This window comes from Pseudomonas sp. PH1b, assembly GCF_000633395.1.
Lineage (GTDB): Bacteria > Pseudomonadota > Gammaproteobacteria > Pseudomonadales > Pseudomonadaceae > Aquipseudomonas.
Genome location: NZ_AYMU01000003.1, coordinates 127,824 through 148,990, shown reverse-complemented (window position 1 = coordinate 148,990; position 21,167 = coordinate 127,824). Strand labels below are relative to the sequence as shown.

Annotated in this window: 20 protein-coding genes; 5 read left to right on the top strand and 15 right to left on the bottom strand. The window is 62.8% G+C overall.

Annotated features, from left to right (window positions below):
- Positions 1-59 precede the first annotated feature (59 nt).
- Genes pcaF through paaF form a run of 5 tightly spaced genes read right to left on the bottom strand, consistent with a single transcriptional unit; the run spans position 60 to position 4,838 of the window.
- On the bottom strand, positions 60-1,265 hold the full coding sequence (pcaF, locus tag U873_RS0106245) for a 3-oxoadipyl-CoA thiolase (RefSeq protein ID WP_025127425.1): 1,206 nt from the start codon (positions 1,263-1,265) through the stop codon (positions 60-62).
- Complete coding sequence (gene paaI, locus U873_RS0106240) at positions 1,258-1,707, bottom strand: hydroxyphenylacetyl-CoA thioesterase PaaI (RefSeq protein ID WP_025127424.1); 450 nt, start codon at positions 1,705-1,707, stop codon at positions 1,258-1,260. The genes pcaF and paaI overlap by 8 nt, the downstream gene beginning before the upstream one ends.
- A complete protein-coding gene (paaH, locus tag U873_RS0106235) occupies positions 1,700-3,217 on the bottom strand; it encodes a 3-hydroxyacyl-CoA dehydrogenase PaaH (protein ID WP_025127423.1) in 1,518 nt (505 codons plus the stop codon). Before paaH ends, paaI begins: the two co-directional genes overlap by 8 nt.
- Positions 3,218-3,219: 2 nt before the next feature.
- Entirely contained in the window at positions 3,220-4,011 is a 792-nt protein-coding gene (paaG, locus tag U873_RS0106230) for a 2-(1,2-epoxy-1,2-dihydrophenyl)acetyl-CoA isomerase PaaG (RefSeq protein WP_025127422.1), read from the bottom strand.
- A gap of 53 nt (positions 4,012-4,064) precedes the next feature.
- Positions 4,065-4,838, bottom strand: a complete 774-nt coding sequence (gene paaF, locus U873_RS0106225) for a 2,3-dehydroadipyl-CoA hydratase PaaF (RefSeq protein WP_025127421.1) — start codon at positions 4,836-4,838, stop codon at positions 4,065-4,067.
- Between the two features lie 360 nt (positions 4,839-5,198).
- Between paaF and paaY the strand changes: the two genes are divergently transcribed.
- The 4 genes from paaY to U873_RS0106205 all read left to right on the top strand — a co-directional run bounded on the left by paaY (position 5,199) and on the right by U873_RS0106205 (position 10,600).
- Positions 5,199-5,792 (top strand): phenylacetic acid degradation protein PaaY, encoded by a 594-nt coding sequence (gene paaY / locus U873_RS0106220; RefSeq protein WP_025127420.1) that lies wholly within the window; start codon positions 5,199-5,201, stop codon positions 5,790-5,792.
- Between the two features lie 64 nt (positions 5,793-5,856).
- Complete coding sequence (paaX, locus tag U873_RS0106215; RefSeq protein WP_025127419.1) at positions 5,857-6,780, top strand: phenylacetic acid degradation operon negative regulatory protein PaaX; 924 nt, start codon at positions 5,857-5,859, stop codon at positions 6,778-6,780.
- A 267-nt stretch (positions 6,781-7,047) separates the two neighbouring features.
- A complete protein-coding gene (locus tag U873_RS0106210; protein ID WP_371261284.1) occupies positions 7,048-8,088 on the top strand; it encodes an adenylate cyclase in 1,041 nt (346 codons plus the stop codon).
- A 364-nt stretch (positions 8,089-8,452) separates the two neighbouring features.
- Positions 8,453-10,600, top strand: coding sequence for a phosphocholine-specific phospholipase C (locus U873_RS0106205; RefSeq protein ID WP_025127417.1), 2,148 nt, complete (start codon positions 8,453-8,455; stop codon positions 10,598-10,600).
- Positions 10,601-10,802: 202 nt separating this feature from the next.
- Here U873_RS0106205 and U873_RS0106200 read toward each other — a convergent pair whose 3' ends face one another.
- A complete protein-coding gene (locus tag U873_RS0106200; protein WP_025127416.1) occupies positions 10,803-11,069 on the bottom strand; it encodes a hypothetical protein in 267 nt (88 codons plus the stop codon).
- A 353-nt stretch (positions 11,070-11,422) separates the two neighbouring features.
- Here U873_RS0106200 and U873_RS0106195 point away from each other — a divergent pair, with 353 nt between their 5' ends.
- Positions 11,423-12,748, top strand: a complete 1,326-nt coding sequence (locus U873_RS0106195; protein WP_025127415.1) for a sigma-54 dependent transcriptional regulator — start codon at positions 11,423-11,425, stop codon at positions 12,746-12,748.
- 70 nt (positions 12,749-12,818) lie between these two features.
- Here U873_RS0106195 and U873_RS0106190 read toward each other — a convergent pair whose 3' ends face one another.
- The 9 genes from U873_RS0106190 to U873_RS0106150 form a co-directional block, all read right to left on the bottom strand.
- Positions 12,819-14,123, bottom strand: a complete 1,305-nt coding sequence (locus U873_RS0106190) for a hypothetical protein (RefSeq protein ID WP_025127414.1) — start codon at positions 14,121-14,123, stop codon at positions 12,819-12,821.
- A 47-nt stretch (positions 14,124-14,170) separates the two neighbouring features.
- Positions 14,171-14,911, bottom strand: a complete 741-nt coding sequence (locus tag U873_RS0106185) for a hypothetical protein (protein WP_025127413.1) — start codon at positions 14,909-14,911, stop codon at positions 14,171-14,173.
- A 47-nt stretch (positions 14,912-14,958) separates the two neighbouring features.
- The gene (locus tag U873_RS0106180; protein WP_025127412.1) at positions 14,959-15,639 is read right to left on the bottom strand and encodes a C39 family peptidase; all 681 of its coding nucleotides are present in this window, start codon (positions 15,637-15,639) and stop codon (positions 14,959-14,961) included.
- A 63-nt stretch (positions 15,640-15,702) separates the two neighbouring features.
- Positions 15,703-16,689 (bottom strand): hypothetical protein, encoded by a 987-nt coding sequence (locus tag U873_RS0106175; protein ID WP_025127411.1) that lies wholly within the window; start codon positions 16,687-16,689, stop codon positions 15,703-15,705.
- A gap of 63 nt (positions 16,690-16,752) precedes the next feature.
- A complete protein-coding gene (locus U873_RS0106170; RefSeq protein WP_025127410.1) occupies positions 16,753-17,331 on the bottom strand; it encodes a hypothetical protein in 579 nt (192 codons plus the stop codon).
- Position 17,332: 1 nt separating this feature from the next.
- The gene (locus tag U873_RS0106165; RefSeq protein WP_025127409.1) at positions 17,333-17,776 is read right to left on the bottom strand and encodes a hypothetical protein; all 444 of its coding nucleotides are present in this window, start codon (positions 17,774-17,776) and stop codon (positions 17,333-17,335) included.
- 329 nt (positions 17,777-18,105) lie between these two features.
- On the bottom strand, positions 18,106-18,630 hold the full coding sequence (locus U873_RS0106160; protein WP_025127408.1) for an AAA family ATPase: 525 nt from the start codon (positions 18,628-18,630) through the stop codon (positions 18,106-18,108).
- On the bottom strand, positions 18,627-19,190 hold the full coding sequence (pnuC, locus tag U873_RS0106155; protein WP_025127407.1) for a nicotinamide riboside transporter PnuC: 564 nt from the start codon (positions 19,188-19,190) through the stop codon (positions 18,627-18,629). The genes U873_RS0106160 and pnuC overlap by 4 nt, the downstream gene beginning before the upstream one ends.
- Before the next feature lie 121 nt (positions 19,191-19,311).
- Positions 19,312-20,946, bottom strand: coding sequence for a methyl-accepting chemotaxis protein (locus U873_RS0106150; protein ID WP_025127406.1), 1,635 nt, complete (start codon positions 20,944-20,946; stop codon positions 19,312-19,314).
- Positions 20,947-21,167: the final 221 nt, after the last annotated feature.

The window sequence follows — 21,167 nt, the reverse complement described above, 5'->3', positions numbered from 1 at the left end:
TTCTGAGTGCAGGCTGTGGGACGTCCTGGGGACGCCTCGGGCAAATTCACTGGGCTGGCTTACAACCTCTCGATGATCAGGGCAATGCCTTGGCCGACGCCGATGCACATGGTGCACAGCGCGTAGCGGCCCTGGCGCTGTTCAAGCTCGTGCAGGGCGGTGGTCACCAGCCGTGCACCACTCATGCCCAGTGGATGGCCAAGGGCAATTGCGCCGCCATTGGGATTGACCCGGGGGTCGTCGTCCGCCAGGCCCAGTTCGCGCAGCACTGCCAGGCCCTGGGCGGCAAAGGCTTCGTTGAGTTCGATGACGTCCATGTCATCCAGGCTCAGGCCGGCCAGTTCCAGCGCCTTGCGCGTGGCTGGCAGCGGGCCGATGCCCATGATTCGTGGCTCGACCCCGGCCGTGGCCATGGCCACCACCCGGCCCCGGGCTCGCAGGTCGTGGCGCCGGGCTAGGGACGGGCTGGCCAGGAGCAGGGCGCAGGCCCCATCGTTGAGCCCCGAGGCGTTGCCGGCGGTGACGCTGCCGTTGCTGCGAAAGGGCGTGGGCAGCTTCTGCAACTGCTCCAGGCTGGTGCTCGCGCGGGGGTGTTCGTCGCTGCTCACGACCAGGGGCGGGCCCTTGCGCTGCGGGATGCTGACCGGGACTATCTCCTGGGCCAGGCGCCCGCTGGCCTGGGCCGCGGCCGCCCGTTGCTGGCTGCGCAGGGCGAAGGCGTCCTGGTCGGCGCGGCCGATGTTGAACTGTTCGGCGACGTTCTCTGCGGTCTGCGCCATTGAGTCGACGCCGTACTGCTGTTGCATCAAGGGGTTGATGAAGCGCCAGCCCAGGGTGGTGTCGTACATCTCGGCCTGGCGGGAAAAGGCGCTCTCGGCCTTGGCCATCACCAGCGGTGCCCGGGACATGGATTCCACGCCGCCCACCAGCAGCAAGCCGGCCTCGCCACAGCGTATGGCTCGGGCGCCGCTGCCAATGGCATCGAGCCCGGAGCCGCACAGGCGATTGAGGGTACTGGCGGGCACGCTGGCCGGCAGCCCGGCGAGCAGCGCCGACATGCGCGCGACGTTGCGGTTGTCTTCACCGGCCTGGTTGGCACAGCCGTAGATCACGTCGTCGACCTGGTTCCAGTCGATCTGTGGATGGCGACGCATCAGTTCGCGCAGGGGAATCGCCCCCAGGTCGTCGGTACGGATGGAGCTCAGGGCCCCGGCATAGCGGCCGATGGGGGTACGGACGGCGTCGATGATCAATGCATCATTCATGGGGAGTCTCCGGTGTCAGCACCTGGCCGCGCACTTTGTAGGACTTGCCTTGGAACAGGGCAATCAGCTGTCCCTGCTGGTTTTCGATGCGCACCGAATAGTGGCCGGTGCGGCCCCGCCGGCTCTGTTCATGGCAGTCGGCGGTCAGGGTGTCGCCCAGGTGCGCCGGGGCGATGTATTCGATGTTGCAGCCCATGGCCACGCAGGCCTGGTCGTAGCTGTTGCAGGCCACGGCGAATGCCGAATCGGCGAGGCTGAAGATAAAACCACCGTGGCAGGTGCCGTGGCCCTGGAGCATCTCGGGCCTGACGCTCATGCCCAGGCGTGCCATGCCGGGGGCCACCGAGAGCAGGCGCATGCCCAATTCGTTGCTGGCCCGATCCCGCTGGAACAGGCTTTGCGCGCAGCGCCGGGCTTGCTCCATCTGTTCTTGTTCAGTCATGCCATCCTCTCCCTTCGGCGACCCGGCGGCGGAGCAGCAGGGACGGTCGGTAGCGTTCCTCGCCATAGGCGGCCTGCAGGTTTTCCAGCACCTTGAGCAATTGCCCAAGGCCCAGTTGCTCGGCCCAGGCCAGTGGTCCCTGGGGGTAGTTGACCCCGCAGCGCATGGCCAGATCGATGTCCGCCGCCGATGCGACGCCCTGCAGCACGGCATCGGCGGCCTCGTTGGCAAGCATGGCCACGGTGCGCAGGACCACCAGGGCCGGGGTGTCGCTGAGCCGGCTGGGCTGCAGTCCGGCCCGTTGCAGCAGGGCGACCGCCTGGTCCAGGGCCTGGGGCTGGATGTCGTGGCTGCAACTGATGGCCAGGCGCGTGGCCTGCCGGTAGTCGGCTGCCAGGTCCAGCAGCACCAGGTTGCCCAGACCATCGGCGCGGGCGCGCTGGCTCGCCAGGCGCCCGTCACTGGGCGCCAGGACCGCATCCCCAACCCGCAGCAAGCCGCGCCCGTCGCGCCGGATCACCCGCACGCCCTGGGACTCCAGGCGCTGCACCAGGGGCTCGGCCCAGGCCAGGTTGCCTTCCACCACGCAATGCCCGACCTCGACCTGGCTGTGCAAGGCACGGGCGGCGGGGCGTTGCGCGCCATCGGCATAGATGTAGAAACCCTGGCCGCTCTTGCGGCCCAGATGGCCGGCGTCCAGCAGTTCCTTCTGCACCAGGGACGGCTGGAAGCGCCGGTCGCCGTAACAGGCGTCGAACACCGAGCAGGTCACGGCGTAGTTGATGTCATGGCCGATCAGGTCGGTGAGTTCGAAGGCCCCCATGGCAAAGCCGCCAGCGTCACGCAGCAAGGCATCCAGGGTGGCGCAATCCGCCGCGCCTTCCTGCAGCAGGCGCAGGCTTTCCCCATAGAACGGGCGGGCCACACGGTTGACGATGAACCCCGGGGTGGAACGGGCCTGCACCGGTTGCTTGCCCCAGGCGACCATTGTCTGGTGCAGGCAGTGGGCCAGGGCGGGATCGCTGGCCAGGCCCAGCACCACCTCCACCAGGGCCATTACCGGCGCCGGATTGAAGAAGTGCAGGCCGAGCATCCGCCGTGGCTGCTGCAGTCCGGCGGCGATGGCGGTGATCGACAGCGACGAGGTGTTGCTGGCGAAGATGCAGTCGGCCCGGCACAGGGCTTCCAGTTCGGCGAACAGTCCCTGCTTGGCTGGCAGCTGTTCAGCGATGGCCTCGATGACCAGGTCGCTGTCCGCCAGGTCCTCGAGGCGGTCGACGGGATGCAGCCGGGACAGAGTGGCTTGGCGTGAGCCCTCATCGAGCTTGCCGTGGCTCACCCGCAGGCCCAGGCGGCGGTCGATGTCGTCCCGGGCCCGGGCGGCGGCCCCGGGGCGGTTGTCGTGCAGCCATACCGGGTGCCCGGCCTGGGCCGCGACCTGGGCGATCCCGGCACCCATGGCCCCGGCGCCGACCACGGCAATGCGTGCGCTGGTGTTCAGTGCGGCCATGTTCAGCGCCCCTTGAACACGGGGCTGCGCTTTGCCATGAAGGCGCTGACGCCTTCGCGGTAATCCTCGCTGCGTCCGGCCAGGCGTTGCAGGTCGCGCTCCAGATCCAGTTGCTGGTCGAAGCTGTTGTGCAGGCTGGCGTTCAGGCTGCGCTTGATCAGGGCCAGGCCGTAGGTCGGTTGGCTGGCCAGGTGGCGGGCCAGGGTCAGGGCCTGGTCGCGCAATTGGTCGTCGTCCACGCATTGGTAGATCAGCCCCCACTGCTCGGCCTGCTCGGCGCTCAGGCGGTTGCCCAGCAGGGCCAGGGCTTTGGCCCGCGCCATGCCCACCAGCCGTGGCAGCAGCCAGGTACCGCCCGAATCGGGGATCAGCCCGAGCTTGCAGAAGGCCTGGATAAAGCTTGCCGAACGGGCCGCCAGCACCAGGTCGCAGACCAGGGGCAGGTTGGCGCCGGCCCCGGCGGCCACGCCGTTGACCGCGCAGATCACCGGCAACGGCAGATCGCGCAGCGCACGCACCAACGGGTTGTAGAACTGTTCGATGGACTCCCCGAGGTCCGGTGCGCTCTCGCCGGACGCGACCTGGCGATCCCCCAGGTCCTGGCCGGCGCAGAAGGCGCGGCCTTCACCGGTCAGCAGCAGGACACGAACCTCGGGGTTGTCGCGCACCTGCGCGAGGGCCGCCTGGACCTCGCCATGCATCTGCGGGTTGAAGCTGTTGAGCTGTTCGGGGCGATTGAGGCTGAGGAGGGCAACGCCCTCACTGATGGAAAACACGATGGTTGCAAATTTCATGGTCGGGACGCTCTGTGCTGGCTCGTGGGTAATCGGCGGCGCTGGGCGCCGTCTCAGCGACCGGTGAACTCGGCCGGACGTTTTTCCGAAAAAGCGGCAATGCCTTCCTGGCGGTCCCGGGTGCCGGCCAGGACGGTGAAGGCGTGGCGTTCGAAGGCCAGGCCGCTGGCCAGGTCGGTGTCCATGGCCTTGAGCAGCGCCTCCTTGGCCAGGCGGACGGCCAGCGGGGCCTTGCTGGCGATCAGCCGGGCCAGTTCGACGGCGCGCTCGACCACTTGATCGGCCTCGACCACCTCGCTCACCAGACCCGCCCGCAAGGCGTGCTGGGCATCGATGGCGACGCCGGTGAGCACCATCTGCATCGCCAGGGACTTGCCCAGGGTGCGCGGCAAACGCTGGGTGCCTCCGGCGCCGGGGATGATCCCGAGGTTGATTTCCGGCTGGCCGAAGCGTGCATCGCTGCCGGCGATGATGATGTCAGCGTGCATCGCCAGTTCGCAGCCGCCGCCGAGGGCGTAGCCATTGACCGCGGCCAGCAACGGCTTGCTGAACCCGCGGATCTGCTGCCAGCTGGCCTGGCGCGGATCGTTGAGGATGCCCACCAGGTCAAGCTCGGCCATCTCCTTGAGGTCGGCGCCGGCGGCGAAGGCCTGGCGATGGCCGGTCAGGACCACGGCTCGGGTATGGGGATCCTGTTGCGCCTCGCCCAGGGCAGCAGCCAGTTCGGCGAGCAGGGCCGTGGTCAGGGCATTGTGGGCTTGCGGGCGCTGCAGGGTGATCAGGCGGACACCCCCGGTCAGGGGTTCGACAGCAAGGTATTGAGGCATGGTGGATGTCCTCGGGGTGGCGCGGCCGTTAGCCGGCTCGATTATTGGATCGGCTCGGGAGCCGGTTTTCGCCGAGTATATCGCCAATGCGATACACAAAAACAATAGCGAATGATATTTAATGTGTCCTAATCGATCGTCGGTGCTACAAGACTGAGGCTGGGCATGCCCCGAGGCCAACCAACAGGTTCAGCGGCCAAAAGCTCGTGGGACAGCCAGCTTGCGGGCTGCTCGGGTGTTGCAGACGGGCCGCCCGGGATTTATCGCCCGGCTTGTACTTGCAGAAAATTCTGATACAAAATGTTCGGCATTGGCGAGTGGATTGCCCAGTTCCCATGCCTTGCCTTCAAGGAAACCCTTATGACCTGCTACAGCCTCGACGGCCTGACCCCGGTGGTCGATCCTAGCGCCTACGTACATCCTTCGGCGGTACTGATTGGCGATGTGATAGTCGGCGCCCATTGTTATGTCGGCCCCCTGGCGAGCCTGCGGGGGGATTTCGGGCGGATCATCCTCGAGGAGGGGGCGAACCTGCAGGACACCTGTGTGATGCATGGCTTTCCCGACAGCGACACGGTGGTCGAGCGCAACGGCCATATCGGGCATGGCGCGGTACTGCATGGCTGCCGGATCGGCGCCGACGCCCTGGTGGGCATGAACGCAGTGGTGATGGATAACGCGCATATTGCCGCCCGCTCCTTCGTTTCCGCGGCCGCCTTTGTCAAGGCCGGCTTCCACTGTGCGCCGCAATCGCTGGTCATGGGCACGCCGGCCCGGGTCAGCCGTGCGCTGAGCGACGAGGAAGTGGCCTGGAAGCAGGCCGGTACCCGCGAGTACCAGCATCTGACCCGGCGCTGCCTGGAGCAGATGCAAGCCTGCGAGCCCTTGTCCCAGGTGGAGGCCGACCGGCCGCGAATTGCCGGGCACAGCCTGCATCACCGGACACGGCAATGAGTCCGCCAAGCCGCAGCAACCGCCCGAAACCGGCTATATTCCTTCCTTTTTTCCTGGTACGTCCATGTCGTCCCTAGCGCCACTGAACCATCTGATCAAACGCTTCCAGGAGCAGACCCCGATCCGCGCCAGTTCGCTGATCATCACCTTGTACGGCGATGCCATCGAGCCCCACGGCGGCACAGTCTGGCTGGGCAGCCTGATTCAGCTGCTGGAGCCGATGGGAATCAATGAACGGCTGATCCGTACCTCGATCTTCCGCCTGAGCAAGGAGGGCTGGCTCAGCGCGGAAAAGGTCGGTCGGCGCAGCTACTACAGCCTGACCCTGACCGGTCGCCGACGTTTCGACAAAGCCTTCAAGCGGGTGTACAGCGCCGGTGTGCCGGCCTGGGACGGCGCCTGGTGCCTGGTGATGCTTTCGCAGCTGAATCCGGAACTGCGCAAGCAGGTGCGTGAAGAGCTGGAATGGCAGGGGTTTGGCGCGATGTCGCCGGTACTGCTGGCGTGCCCGCGCAGCGACCGCGCCGAGATCAACGCCACCCTGAGTGAACTCGGGGTCCTGGAGGACACCATTGTCTTCGAGACCACCCCCCAGGACGTGCTGGGCTCCAGGGCCCTGCGCCTGCAAGTGCGCGAGAGCTGGAACATCGATGAGCTGGCGGCTCACTACAGTGAGTTCATCCAGCTGTTCCGTCCGCTCTGGCAGGCCTTGCGTGAGCAGGAGCACCTACAGCCGGCGGACTGCTTTCTGGCCCGCCTGCTGCTGATCCATGAATACCGCAAGCTGCTCCTGCGCGATCCGCAGTTGCCGGACGAACTGCTGCCCGGGGATTGGGAAGGGCGGGCGGCGCGCCAGTTGTGCCGCAATATCTACCGCCTGATCCAGGCCAGGGCCGAAGAGTGGCTGGGCACTGCCCTGGAAAACGCCGATGGCCCGTTGCCGGATGTGGGCGAGAGCTACTACCGGCGTTTTGGTGGATTGAACTAGAGCAGGGCCTGGCGAATGCCTGTGCTCGATGCCGTTCAGGCGCAGGCCACGCGGGTGGCGGTGTGTCGCGGCTGAAAAACAGCCGAAACCGCCTGTATCCGAAATAGTCATTGACCGTTGAATTTGTCCTGTTCTAGGGTCGCGCAAGTCTTTCTTGCAACTAGCCGAGCTAATGTTTCAGCGGTGTTGCAGGGGGATGAATCCACGCTGGAGTCCCAGCGTCTTGCAGTAAGGAGAGCACGGCCAGACACCAGCATTCGGTCTTGCATGGACAGCAGACAGATAAGGGAAATATCAATGAAGAGAATGCGCAAACTGGCTGCAGGGATGTGCCTGGCCGGGCTGTTGTGTACAGGGGCAAATCTGGCACTTGCTTCACAATTAGTTCCGGCACTGGGGTTGGCCAATGATCAATATGCCAAGGCGCCAGGGCCCTATAAAGTATCGACCAATGCGGTGCTGAGTGACTGCCGGGGTTTGCTCGGGGTGTTGGCCAGGATCATGTTGCTGGATAACAGCCTGCAATGTAATCAATCCTTTCCCTATGGGTTTTCCAACCCGATTTCAACCAGCGTCTATTATCCGGCGAATATAAAGGAGCTGGACAAGTTGCCGGTGGTCAACTTCGTTGGCGGGATTCTTTCGAACCAGGGGCAATACACCGATTTGCTGCGGTTGTGGGCCAGCTACGGGTTTGTCGTGATCATCTCCTCGGACTTCATCAATACCGCGCCGACCATGCATGTACTGGGGGCGCTGGAGTTGAGCACCCTCAATCAGGACCCGACCTCGCCGCTGTTTGGCAAGGTCGATCTGTCGCGCACCATAGTCGCCGGGCACTCGGCAGGAGGCGGGGCTTCGATCCTGTCCTCGAGCCTGCCCCCGGAGACCTTGAAGGCCATTGATCCCCAGTTGAACTACATTGGCTCGCTGCCGATCGAGCCCGGGCCTATTGGCCTGGGCTCCACGGTGCGAACCCCGACCCTGGTGCTCACCGGGGCGGCGGACGTGGTAGTGCCAGCCTGGGCCTGGCCACGGCTGTGGCAGGGCGGGCTGATCAGGACGGTGCCGGGGTGGAGCGCCACGGCTCATAACGCCACCCATTTCAGCCCGGTCAGAAGTGTCAGGGAAAACGAGTTCGCGGGGATTACCACGGCCTGGATCTTGTATCTCGGCAAGCATGATCCGGCGGCCAAGGAGTACTTTGTCGGCAAGGATTACAAGCTCGCAAAGGATCCGCAGTTTATCCGGCTGTTACTCAATCCACTTCGGGTCCAGCGCAATGAAGTGGCTGACGATCTTCAATAAATCGATGCCTGGCCATTGTTGATTGGCCAGGCGTGCATATATGGCAGGGGCAGGAAAGTGCACTAACTGCCCCTGCTTGTGTGCCGGCGCGAGGAATAACCATTGACCGGCTTTGGCGGGCTGGCGCTATTGATGAAAGTGCCGCTGGCGCTGTGTATTTGCAGCAGGAAAAAGCTCGGGTGTTTTGTTCATGAAATATTCTCCTTGCTGCTGGAAGTTTTGGGTTATTGGCGAGGCGCTGCAGTAAGCTGTTGAGCAGGTTATTAAGTAACTGCAATAGCAATGTCACTGCATTGTTATTTGAAGTGAATACCTTGCGTACAGCGTTATATATCGCGCTGCAATCACAAGGACCCAATAACCCATGCCCAGTCTTACACGCAGGAAGCTGTTGCAAGCGGCCGCCATCGGTTCGTTCTTTTCATCCTTGCCGGTGTCCATCCGCCAGGCCCTGGCAATACCCGCCAACAACCGCAGCGGAACCATCAAGGACGTTGAACATGTGGTGATCCTGATGCAGGAAAACCGCTCTTTCGATCATTACTTCGGCACGTTCCCCGGTGTGCGCGGTTTCAGTGACCGTTTCACCATTCCGTTGCCCGGCCAGCGCGACATCTGGGAGCAGCAGGGCAAGGGCCGCCTGGTGATGCCGTATCACCTGGACAGCAGTCGCGGCAATGCCCAGCGGGTCAGCGGTACGCCCCATTCCTGGGCCGATGCGCACTCGGCCTGGAGCGATGGGCGCATGAGCGCCTGGCCAACCCACAAGACCACGACATCCATGGGCTACTACCGCGAGCAGGAACTGCCGTTCCAGTTCGCCCTGGCCAACACCTTCACCCTGTGTGACGCCTACCACTGTTCGGTGCATGCCGGCACCAACCCCAACCGGCTGTTTCTCTGGACTGGCAGCAATGGCCCGAGCGCAGGGCAGGTGGCCGCGGTCGTCAACGAATGGGATGGCCCAGGCGCGGTGAACGTCGGCTACACCTGGAAAACCTACCCGGAGCGCCTGGAGGAGCAGGGCGTCAGCTGGAAGGTCTATCAGCACCTGCCGGACAACTTCGGCGACAACCCCCTGGCCGGCTTTCGCCAATACCGCGCTGCCAGCGTGCAGGTGGGCAACCCGGCGCAGCCGCCGAAGGACTTCAACGCCTTTGTGCCCTACAGCGATGCCTTGAATGCCGTGGCGCCGCTGTACAAGGGCAATGGCAATACCCTGCCGGCCAGCAGCGGCAGCAACCTGGAGGCGATCATTGGCGGGTTTCGCAATGACGTGCAGGCGGGCAAGCTGCCCCAGGTCAGCTGGATTGTCGCGCCGGCCGCCTATTCCGAGCACCCCGGGCCATCGAGCCCGGTGCAGGGCGGCTGGTTCGCCCAGGAGATTCTCCAGGCGTTGACCTCCAACCCCGAGGTCTGGAGCAAGACCGTATTGCTCCTGACCTACGATGAAAACGACGGCTTCTTCGACCACGCGCCGTCGCCCTCGGCACCTTCCCAGCGCCCGGACGGCAGCTTCGCCGGCAAGTCCACCCTGGGTTTCGACAGCGAGCTGTTCAAGCATCCGGCGCCTGCCGGTTCGACCCAGCAACCGCGGCCCGATGGCGGTGTGTACGGGCCGGGGCCGCGGGTGCCGATGCTGGTGCTGTCGCCCTGGAGCCGGGGTGGCTGGGTCAATTCGCAGGTGTTCGATCACACCTCGGTGCTGCAATTTCTGGAAAAACGCTTTGGGGTCAGGGAAACCAACATCAGCCCCTGGCGGCGGGCGGTATGCGGCGACCTGACGTCGGCGTTCAACTTTGTCGACCCCAACCACGAGATCCTGCCGGCACTGCAGACTACCACCCGGCAGGCCGCCGACAGTTTGCGCCAGCGCCAGGAAAAGCTCCTGCCGGTGCCAGTACCTGCGGCCAGCCAGCAGTTGCCACCGGAGCAGAAACGCCTGTCGCGACCGTCACGGGCATTGCCGTATCGGCTGCATGTCGACAGCCGGCTCGACCCCAAGGCGCGCACCTTGACCCTGAACCTGCAGAACACCGGTGAGCAGGGAGCGGTGTTCCACGTCTATGACGCTTTGCACCTGAACGATATTCCGCGGCGCTACACCGTGGAGGCCGGCAAGGCGCTCCAGGACAGCTGGCCGGTGCTGGAGCGCTATCAACTCTGGGTGCTGGGGCCCAACGGCTTTCACCGCAGCTTTCATGGGCAGTTGCAAGGGCATCAGCCCGAACTGCTGGTGACGTCGAGCAACCATCAATTGCAACTGACCTTGAGCAATCCGGGCAGTCGTGAGCTGTCGATCAGCATTGATCGCTGTCCCTATAGCCAACAGGGGCCCTGGACCCTGGCAGTACCGGCCGGCAGGGAAGTGCGTCAGGTCTTTGCCTGTGACTCTGCAGGTGGCTGGTACGACTTGACGTTGCACAGCGACGGCGGCTGGTTGCGCAGGGTTGCCGGGCGCCTGGAAACCGGCGCCCACAGCATCAGTGATCCACTGATGGGCAAGGCGTGAGCTGGCGGAGCGAGCGCTTGCGGCAAGGGCAAACCCTTGCCGTCGACAGGGCGCAACAGTACTAACAGGAGGTTTTTATAACAGGCAGGACAACTAATGCCTCAAGGCAGAAGTTATTGAGTACGAATAAATAGATAGCGTGCTTAGTTGTTGCTCAGTGAATAACGGATCACCCGTCGGGGTGATCCGTTAATAGCATCCCTTACTTGGGCATCGCCCAGGACAGCAGGGTGTAACCGTCCTGGCTGATTTCGGCCCGGGCCTGCTTGAGCAGGTCTTCCAGTTGCGCCGGATCGGAGTAGGCGCTGCTGGGAATCTGGGTGTGACCGATACGGGTGCTGGTACGGTCGATGACGGTCAGGCTCAGCTCGCCGTTACCGTCCTGTGGGGCCCAGGCCACGCATTGGAAAGGCTGGAATGCGCGGTCGGCGATCAAAAGTGCTTCGTTGATACGGAGCGGGGCGTTCATGGGGTCTTCTCTCTATGTGCCCAATCAGATGATGTGCCGTCGGTTGGGCTGACCGTTCGGCTGGATACTTGTACTGATGCACTGAGGTGGGGAGCGGGTCACATGGAAAAACAACTTTTTACAACTTCCAGGCCTGAGCCTTGTGGCAGAGCCCTTAGTTACGGGGATTTGAAAAAACAGCTGCGACAATCAGTCGCTCGGTTGGCCACTGCAGCCTGACCTTAGTTCCTTTGGTAAGCAGCGCTATAAGCAAACGATACATTCCGGTGTCAAGTTCTTGCTAATGTTACAGCCAGGTTTGCCAAACCACTGTTTCTAATAACTTTTCCCTTCCCTGGCAGCGAGGAATCTTCATGCTCGAAGCCCCCGTGCAGCGGCGCTTGCTGGTGGTCGATCCCTGCGACGATTGTCATCGTCTGTTACCGGGATTGCGCAGCATTGGTTGGGACGTCGACAGCTGTGACCTGGAATCCGCCCGCGAGCGTTCTTGCGATGTCGGCTTGCTGCGCCTGCAGCCCTTTCATCTGGAACGTCCGGAAGCGGTCAAGGACCTGATCAGCCACAGCGGCACCGAGTGGATCGCCGTGTTGAGCCAGGAAGTGTTGCGGTTGCAGAAGGTCGGTGACTTTGTCTGCGAGTGGTTCTTCGATTTTCATACCTTGCCGTTTGACGTGTCGCGGGTCCAGGTGACCCTGGGCCGAGCGTTCGGCATGGCGCGCCTGCGGGGCCAGGGGTCGATTCATGTGGACCAGCCCGAGCACGAGTTGCTCGGTGACAGTCGTTCGATCCGTGACCTGCGCAAATTGTTGAGCAAACTGGCGCCTACCGAATCGCCAGTGCTGATCCGCGGTGAAAGCGGCACGGGCAAGGAACTGGTCGCGCGGACCCTGCATCGTCAGTCACAGCGCCACGGCAAACCCTTTGTCGCGATCAATTGCGGGGCGATCCCCGAGCACTTGATCCAGTCCGAGCTCTTCGGCCATGAGAAGGGCGCCTTTACCGGTGCCCACCAACGCAAGGTCGGGCGCATCGAGGCGGCCCATGGCGGCACCTTGTTTCTTGATGAAATCGGCGACCTGCCGTTGGAGCTGCAGGCCAACCTGCTGCGTTTCCTGCAGGAAAAGCACATCGAGCGGGTCGGGGGCAGCCAACCGATTCCGGTGGATGTGCGGGTCCTCGCGGCGACCCACGTCGACCTGGAGGCCGCCATTACCAGTGGGCGTTTTCGCGAAGACCTCTATTACCGGTTGAATGTGCTGCAGGTGATCACCGCGCCGTTGCGCGAGCGCCATGGCGACCTGGGCATGCTGGCCAGCCATTTTGCGCATTTCTACAGCCAGGAAACCGGACGGCGTCCCCGTAGCTTCAGCGAGGCCGCCCTGGCCGCCATGGGCAAGCATGACTGGCCGGGCAACGTCCGTGAGCTGGCCAACCGAGTGCGCCGCGGCCTGGTACTGGCCGAAGGGCGGCAGATCCAGGCCAGTGACCTGGGGCTGCAGAGCCTGCAGGCCCAGGATGCCCCCATGGGCACCCTGGAGGATTACAAGCACCGTGCCGAACACCAGGCGCTGTGCGATGTGCTGAACCGGCACAGCGACAACCTCAGCGTCGCGGCACGGGTGCTGGGCATCTCGCGCCCGACCTTCTACCGTTTGCTGCACAAGCACCAGATCCGCTAGGGCGGGGAGAAGCGCCAAGGCCCGCTGCGATCGAGCAATCGCAGCGGGCCTTGGCGTTTGTGCGAGCGGGTTAGAAGTAGTAGGGGAATTTCAGGCTGAAGGTGAAGTCCGGTGCGTCCTGGGTCATGCCCAGGGACAGGTTGGGCACGATGGTCAGGTGGTCGGTGGCGGCAATGGTCATGCCGACGTTGAAATAGGCGGCGTTGGCATCGCTGGATTCCACTGACTGCCAGTCCTGGCCGGTGTACTTGATCTTGCTTTTTCTTTGAATCTGGTCAGACACCGAGAACGCCATGCTCATTTTTTCGTTCAGGGCAAAGGCGACGCCGGCGCCAATCTGGAAGCTGTCGCCCAGTCGCACCTTGCCGGGGATCTTCTCGCCGGCATTGGAGCTGATGTCACTGAACGATTCTTCCAGGTTGTGGGTGTAGGACAGGCTGCCGAACAGCACCGCCGGGTCGAACGTCTTGACCAGCGAGATCCCGGGGGTCACAGACCAGACGCCATTACCGGTTGGCAGGCTTTCAGGTACCACCAGATTGTTGTTGCTGGGGTCCGGCTGGATGAACTTGATACCGAAAGGATCCTTGCCGGTGGGCGCCTTGACCCGCACGCTGACTACCGCATCAGGCAGGGAGTCGGATTCGTCGAGGAACTTGTAGGCAACCCCGACGTTGACATCCCCCAGCGTCGGGTCTCGAGTAACGGTATTTTCCGAGATGGATTGGCTGCTGCCGCCGTTTGCGCCACCCGATTGATAAGTCGACTCACGATAGATGACTGGCGCGTTTATATCGAACTGCCAGCGGTTGTTGAGGTTGTAGCGAGCGGTCAGGTCGAGGGTCCAGGTATCGGACTTGATCCGATCCAGGTTGATGTTGCCCAGCAGGATCGAGTCGAGCGCCAGAAACCCGTTGAGGGTCAGTTGCCGGGTGTCGTAGCGGGCATAGGTCATGCCTGTTTCGAAGCTGAACTTGCCGCCACCAAAGAAACCGCTGGCTTCGTCGTAGAGGTTGGTCACACTTTGAGCTGGGGTTGAATCATCCTTGAGCGACTGGCCATAGCTAGCACCTCCCCCGGCAGCCCCTCCGGACGCTGCCGCAGCGCCTCTGCCAGCGACTTGCTGGTTGCCTTTGAGATCGGATGGCGATTTGGCCAAGCGCTTGGGAGTTGGCGCAGCGGGTTGGTCTTCGACTTGACGAACCCGTTGTTCCAGCACTGCCAGCGCCTTCTGCTGCACTTCGTAACGTTGCTTCAGCTCCAGAAGTTCCTGTTTCAGGGTCTCTACATCCGAGGCGGGGGCGGCTTGCAGCGTCGCCGCCGGGATAAGAGTGCTCAAACATACAACTGCGCGCAGTGAAACCGATCGATACATGAAATAAACCGTCCCTTGTAAACCCCAATGGTCGGAAGGAGCGTAGTTCAGAATTTTAAATTGCGTAGTCCGTTGAGCGTGGTCAGGTTGCAGTCCAGCGCGCCTTTACTGGGGCCGTTGTTTTGCAGGACTACGTTGAGTTGGGTCAGGTTGTTGACCAGGTTGCTGTTACCCAGCAGCCGGGTGTTTTGCAGGACATTGCCCTGGGCCACTTGCTGCAAGGTGCCGCCCTGATTGCTGCTGGCCAGAATGGCCATCTGGATCCCGCCATTGATCGCTGAAACCGAGACACTGCCGGCCGCGTTGCTGCCAGTGATGGTCTGGCCATTGAGCAGGGCTTGCCCTGGCGTATTGCTCAGGGCGGGCGCCTGGTTGGCTTCGCTGACATTGATACTGACGTTGTTATAGGCGCTGTTGCCGTCACCGGCGGCTCGCACTACCTGGGTCACGCCCTGGCCTGTGCCCAGGCCGGCGCCCCCTATCACGTTGCCTGTGCCCTGAGAGGGCGGACTGCCGTTACCCGCTTGATTGACGGTGGTGACATAGAACTGCGGGGTGACGGTGGATTGTTGAATCTGCAGGCTACTGGTGGCGCCAATCAGGTCGCCACTGGCGTTGCGCCAGGTACTGCTCATGACGATGCCGAAACTGATGATCCGTCCCGGCATCACATACCGTCCGCGCATCTGCGAGAGTTCCTGGTCCTGAACTTCGATGGGTTTGAAACCAGCATGGGCTGGAAGCGCTGCTGCCAGGCAAGCTGCAGCCAGCCAGTATGAAGTCTTCATCTGCCGCTCCCGGAGCGTCCTGCTCCCCTTTATCGTTGTGCACGCTTCTAGAAGAAGTCGCTCTGGATGAAACCGAAATCCATCAGTTCCGCGTCTTTGACCGGGTAGAAGGTGTCGAGCTTGTTCTTCGCGGTCAGCGGGGCGGGTGGGTCGAGCAAGGCATTGGCCTTGTCATAGCCTGGGCCGATGATGGCGAAGACGATGCCATTCCAGCCCTTGACGAAGTCTTCATGGGTGTAGCGCTTGTGACCCAGCACCGGGTCACCGATGTAGACCCAGTCTTTTTGCGCCCGCTGCATCACCACGAAGTGCTTGTAGCCGCGAATTTCCATCAGGACGACCACCGGAATGGTCACGGCCTCGAGCTTTTCCGGAGGAATCCGGTAGCCCCGGGCGCGCATGCCAATGCTTTCCGCGTAGCGTTTCATGTCCAGCATCGAGAACCCCTGAGTCTGAACCAGCTTCTGGTCCGAGTTCATCAGCATGCCCTTGATCACTTGTTCCTCGTTGACATCCAGCCAGTAGGCCTGGCGCAGGATGGTCGCCAGAGCCGCAGCACCACAGCTGAAGTCGGTTTTTTGTTCGACGATGTCGCTGAACTTGCGTTCACGCACGCTCTGCACTTGCTTGAAGATCAGGCCGCCGCCTGGAAGCCCGGCCACTGCCATCTGAGCTGCATGCACGGTGCCGCAAAGGCTCAACAGTAGAATGATGATCGCAGTTCGCATGATCGTTACGCCTGGTGAGACTGTGGAAAAGCCCCGTTTCCGGGGCTTTCGTTACGATTGCGACTACATGCAGGCTTTGCAGCCGGCGGCAATGGACAGCGAGTTGCTTTGTTGGTTGCCGACGCCGGCCGAGACGTTGGCGCCACCGTTGCCGGAGAAGCCGTTCATCGAGCCGGTCATGCTGGCGTTGTTGACCACTGGGTTTTTCCAGCCGTCTTTGGTCAGCACTTGCTGGGTCCAGTAGCCAGCCAGTTCGATCGTGCCTTGTTCTTTGAAGGTGAGTTTCTGATCGTCGTTGCCGTGGCCTTTGTTGTCGCCATAGCCATGGCCGCCGCCGTGATCATCGCCGCCTTCAATTTTGCCGCTGCCGGTGCCTTTGTAGGTGCCAGAGGCTACGAAGCCGCCAGTGAGGGTGTCTTTTTTGTAGGCTTGGACACCTTTGTTATCCACCACCAGGTTGGTCGAGGATTGGTTGGCCGAGGCGGCGGCGGTGGCTACGCGACCACCGGAAACGGCAATCGCCAGGTTGTTTTTCTGTTGGTTGAAGTCGCCGGAGGTGACGTTCATGCCGATGTTGCCGGAGCCGTTGTTGCCAGAGTTGTTGAGCACGGCGTTGTTTTGGGTGGAGGAGTTTTTCACGTAGTTGTTGTTGTTGACCTGGGTGGCGCTGGAGACGGCCACTGCACTGCCGAAGATGAAGGATTCATCGGCGGTGGCCAGGGCGGCGGCATTGTCTTGTTGGTTGCCGTCGCCGGCGGCGGCGTTGGCGCCCATGTTGCCGTTGGAGCTGTTCAGCGAGTTGTCAATCTTGGCGTTGTTGTTGGTGCCCTGGTTTTTCACCACGTTGGTGTTGCTGTTCTGTACGTCCAGAACGGCAGCGCCTGCGCCTGCGGTGATCTGCAGCAGGGTGTTGAGATCAGGACCCTGATTGCCGTGATCGTTGCCATGACCGCCGTTGTTGCCATGATCGTTACCACCTGCCTGAGCGGCCATTGCCATGACTGCGGCCAGGGCGAAAACCAGTGGTTTGAGAGCCATTGTGGGTTTCATGGTGTTTCTCCGGTGCTTATTAGTTGGTTAAGTGTTGGTACTTTCTAATTGCACTACGAGGGGTCAATCTGCGACCCGGATACTCAGGGTGTTAGCCATTCGGTTCCCCACCCCGGCACTCTGGTTCACCTGAATCACTCCACGGCTGCCGGTGAAGGCCTGGTCGCTGGTAACGACCTGGCGGCTGCCTTGCTGGGTGCCAGTTGCTCCTGAGTCTGGTAACAGCGCCACGTTCTGTTGTGACAGGGCGCTGTCGTCAACGCTTTGCGGATTGGCACTGATGCTGATCCGCAAGGCATTGGCCATCTGGTTGTTGGCCCCGGACGACTGGTTCACGCCCAGTGCGCCGTTGCCGTTGCTGAAAGAGTTGCCGCCGATGGTGCTGCTGGCATTGAGCGAGCGATCGGCTGGTGTTGTGAGTTTCTGGGGCACGCTGGTGCTGGCCTTGGCGTTGGTGCCAATGGCGATGGCCCGCACGTTGGTTTGCTGTTGTTGGTCGCCCGCGGCCTGGTTGATGTTGAGGTTGCCGGTGTAGGCCGAGCCGGAATTGATCAAGGTCGCGGTGTCCTGGGACTGGCCGCCGTTATCGGCCATGGCCGAGGCGCAGCCGAGGAGGGCGAGCAGGAGCAGCGTGCGTTTCATCTCAGCGGCCTCCGATGTTGTTCAAGGGCGCCATGCCGGAGCTGATGGAGCGATTGATCGAATTGGAGATCGACGCGCCCGAGCCACCCCCGTGGCCGGCGGCCATGCCGGGCAGGCCATTGGGATTGGTCACCACGTTGAGACCGGGGACACCGGTGTTGTTGGGCATCACGGCGCCGCGAACCAGAGACCCACTGTTGATCCCGGCGAACTCGTTGTCGCTCATTTCGCTGTTGAGCGTGCCAGTGACCAGTCCCGAAGGATTGGCATTGACCGTAGTGGGATTGGGATCGAGGTTCAGCGGGCGCCCGGCGGGGGTTGGGTGCACTTGGCGTTCAAGGACGATTTCGCCATTGCCTGCCGCCAGAACCGGAAGGCTGTACACCGCGCTGACAGCACAACCGATCAGCAACAGGTGGGTGAAGCTTTTATTCAGAGTCCCCACGGCGGTATTCCTTCTTCTCAGTGCTGGCCCTAGTCAGCGTTGCGAGGAAGAGAGCAGAAGCCGTGCCGCTTTTGAATTTCATAGCAGGTTCAAGGGGTTGCAAAAGATTTGGAGCGTAGCTGGGGGGAACTGTTTCATGGCTGAAACAAGCCCCCCCGACGGCCATTGGCCATAGCCGGCGCAAAGCTCTGGAACAGGGGTTGCTGCGGGGGTGTATCAGTGGCTTAACAGATTCTCCGGCAGCCGGCGTTAGCCAGGAAAATGGCGGCCGGATCGCCAGAGGAGTGTTTCAGGGATGGACACCGGTGGCCTTAAGGCGTGGTGCTCGGTCACGCCGACAGCAGCTGGCGGATCTGCTCGAAGGCCTGTTGCCGACGGGCTGGCCAGTCACCGCCAATGATGCGGAAAGGCTGACGGTGCTGCTGGAGCCAGAGCCGTGTGGCTTCAAAAAAGGCCTGGCGCTCGGCCAGTTGCGGCTGGCAGCGCTGGCCATCGTCGCTCCAGGCCACGTCGTCCGGCGACAGCAGCAGGTGCAGGTCGTAATGCCGGGCGAGCAATTGCGCTTCCAGCCAGGACGGGCAGTCACCGAACAGGGTCTGGCTCCAGAGCAGGTTGCTCAGCAGGTGGGTGTCGAGAATCAGCAATTCGGGCCGTTGTGCCCGAGCCTGATCCTCCCAGGCCAGTTGCCCGCGGGCAATCTCGGGGATGTCGGCCAGGCAGGTATCGCGGCGCTGCTGATCGATGAAGTGGCGCACGTACTCGCCCACCTGGATGCCACCGAAATGCGCCTGCAGTTCCGCCGCCAACCAACTCTTGCCACTGGACTCGGGCCCGGTCAGGACCACGGTCTTCACGATTGCAGCGCCGGGTCGGCGCGCCAGGCTCGCCAGCCCTGCACGGCCAGCAGGGTGAACAGGGCGTACAGCGCCGCTGTCAGGTAGAGATCCTTGTAGATGAACAGGCCGACGAAAATCACGTCCACGGCAATCCACAGCGGCCAGCACTGCACGCGCTTCTGCGCCATCCACCATTGGGCCACCAGGCTGAAACCGGTCAGGGCCGCGTCCAGCCAGGGTTGCGCAGCGTCGGTCCAGTGGGCCATGGCCGCGCCCAGCACCAGGCTGCCCAGGGCCCCAAGGCCCAATCCCTGGAGCAGCGCCGGGATTTGCAACTGGCTGACCGGACGCCCCTGATGCTGCTCTCCGCCCCGGGTCCACTGCCACCAGCCATAGAGTTGCAGCACGGCGTAGACCACCTGCAGCAGCATGTCGGAGTAGAGCTTGACCTCGTAGAAGATCCAGCTGTAGAGCAGCACCATCACCAGGCCGATGGGCCAGCACCAGGGGTTCTGCCTGACCGTCAGCCAGACGGCGATGACGCCGAGGGCAGCGGCAAACAGTTCAAGCCCGGACATGGCGGTTCCTTGGGGGAAGTGGAGAAGGGGGCGGATTGTACCCAGACTGGGCGCCGCACGTCAGGGCCTGCCCGAAAACTGCCGGGCTGTTGCTCGGCGGGTTTTCGGGCGGTTGCGGGGCTCAGACGCGAAATTGCCGGAGCAGACCGTTGAGCTGTTCGGAGAGTTCCTTGAGATGCCGGCTGGCGGCGCTGGAATGCTGGGCGGCCAAGGCCGTGCCCTGGGACAGGCCGGCAGCCTGGCCGACGTTGTGGTTGATATCTTCGACCACATGGGCCTGCTGCAGGGTGGCACTGGCAATCGAGGCATTCAGGCCGTTGAGGGTGCGCAGGGCCTGGCCGATGGCGCTCAGGCTGGCGCCGGCCAGCCCGGCTTGCTCGATGGTCAGTTGCGAGGCCCGGCTGCTGTCACCGATGACCTTGACTGCCGCTTCCGAGTGGTTCTGCAGGCGTTCGATCATGCCCTGGATTTCCGCCGTGGACTGCTGGGTGCGCTGGGCCAGCAGGCGTACCTCATCGGCGACCACGGCAAAGCCGCGTCCCTGCTCGCCAGCCCGGGCGGCCTCGATGGCCGCATTCAGGGCCAGCAGGTTGGTCTGTTCGGCAATCGAGCGGATCACCTCCAGCACGCTGCCGATCTGGGTGCTTTCCGCCGCCAGGGTGCGGATCACCTCCACGGCCTGGTCGATGGTCCCCGACAGTTGATCGATCTGTTGCAGGCTGCCGTCGATATTGACCTGGCCCTGCTGGGCCTGGGCCTCGGCTTCACGCACTTCTTCGGCGGCATGCTCGGCGTTCTTCGCCACGTCCTGGACGCCGGTGTTGACCTGGCTGATGGCCGCGGCCACCTGTTCCATCTGCTGGGATTGCTGCTGGCTGCGTTCCTGGGCCTCGGCAGCATTGCTGCCCAGTTCGCTGGAAGACTGCTCCAGGGCTCCGGCGCTGTCCTGCAACTGCATGACCACCCGACGCAGCTTGGCGCTGAAGCCATTGAAGTGCCGGGCCAGCTCGGTGACTTCATCCTGGCCGTGGGTATCCAGGCTGCGGGTCAGGTCGCTCTCGCCGCTGGCGATGTTGGCCATGGCGTGCACCGTCTCGCGCAGCGGATTGACGATGCTGCGCAGGATCAGCACCACCAGCGCGGTCATCAGCAGGGCGATCACCAGGCCAATGGTAGAGGCCCGCAGTACCTGGGCGCGGAATTCCTGCTGCAGGTCATCGATGTAGACCCCGGAGCCGATGATCCAGCCCCAGGGCTGGAACAGCTGGATATAGGAGGTCTTCTGCACCGGCTGCTCGGCCCCGGGTTTGGGCCAGCGGTAGTCGACCATGCCAGCGCCCTTGGCCTTGGCCAGGCTGACCATCTCGTTGAACACCTCAAAGCCGTCCGGATCCTTGATCGCGGCCAGGTTCTGCCCATCGAGCTTGGGGTTGGCCGGGTGCATGATCATCACTGGCGTCAGGTCGTTGATCCAGAAGTAGTCGTTCTGGTTGTAGCGCAGCCCGCGAATCGCCTGCAGCGCCTGCTGTTGCGCCTGCTCGCGGCTCAGGCTGCCGGCCGTTTCCAGGCCGTGGTAATAGTCCAGTACGCCGGCGGCAGTCTGCACCACATGCTGGGTTTTCTGCGCCTTGGCCTGGTACAGGTCGCTGTGGGTCTGCTTGAGCATCATCAGGCCCAGGGCCACCAGGGTCAGTACCGCGACGACCAGAATCAGCCACAGGCGCTGACTGATGGAGATCTTGCGTAAGCTGTTTATCATCCGGTCACTCCAGATTCTTGTTCTTGTCATAAAAGGCCGCGAGCATCCAAGCATGCCTGCCCCTTAGCGCCAACCCTACGGAAGTCCAATAACATCGCGGCGCATTTTGCGCATGTCTGTTAGGATTTCGGCGCCTTGAGGCAAAACCTGAACATTTCTGCAGATTTCACAGAATTTTCATGGGTTTGTGTTGATCTTACGGGCGCCGAATTCTCGGC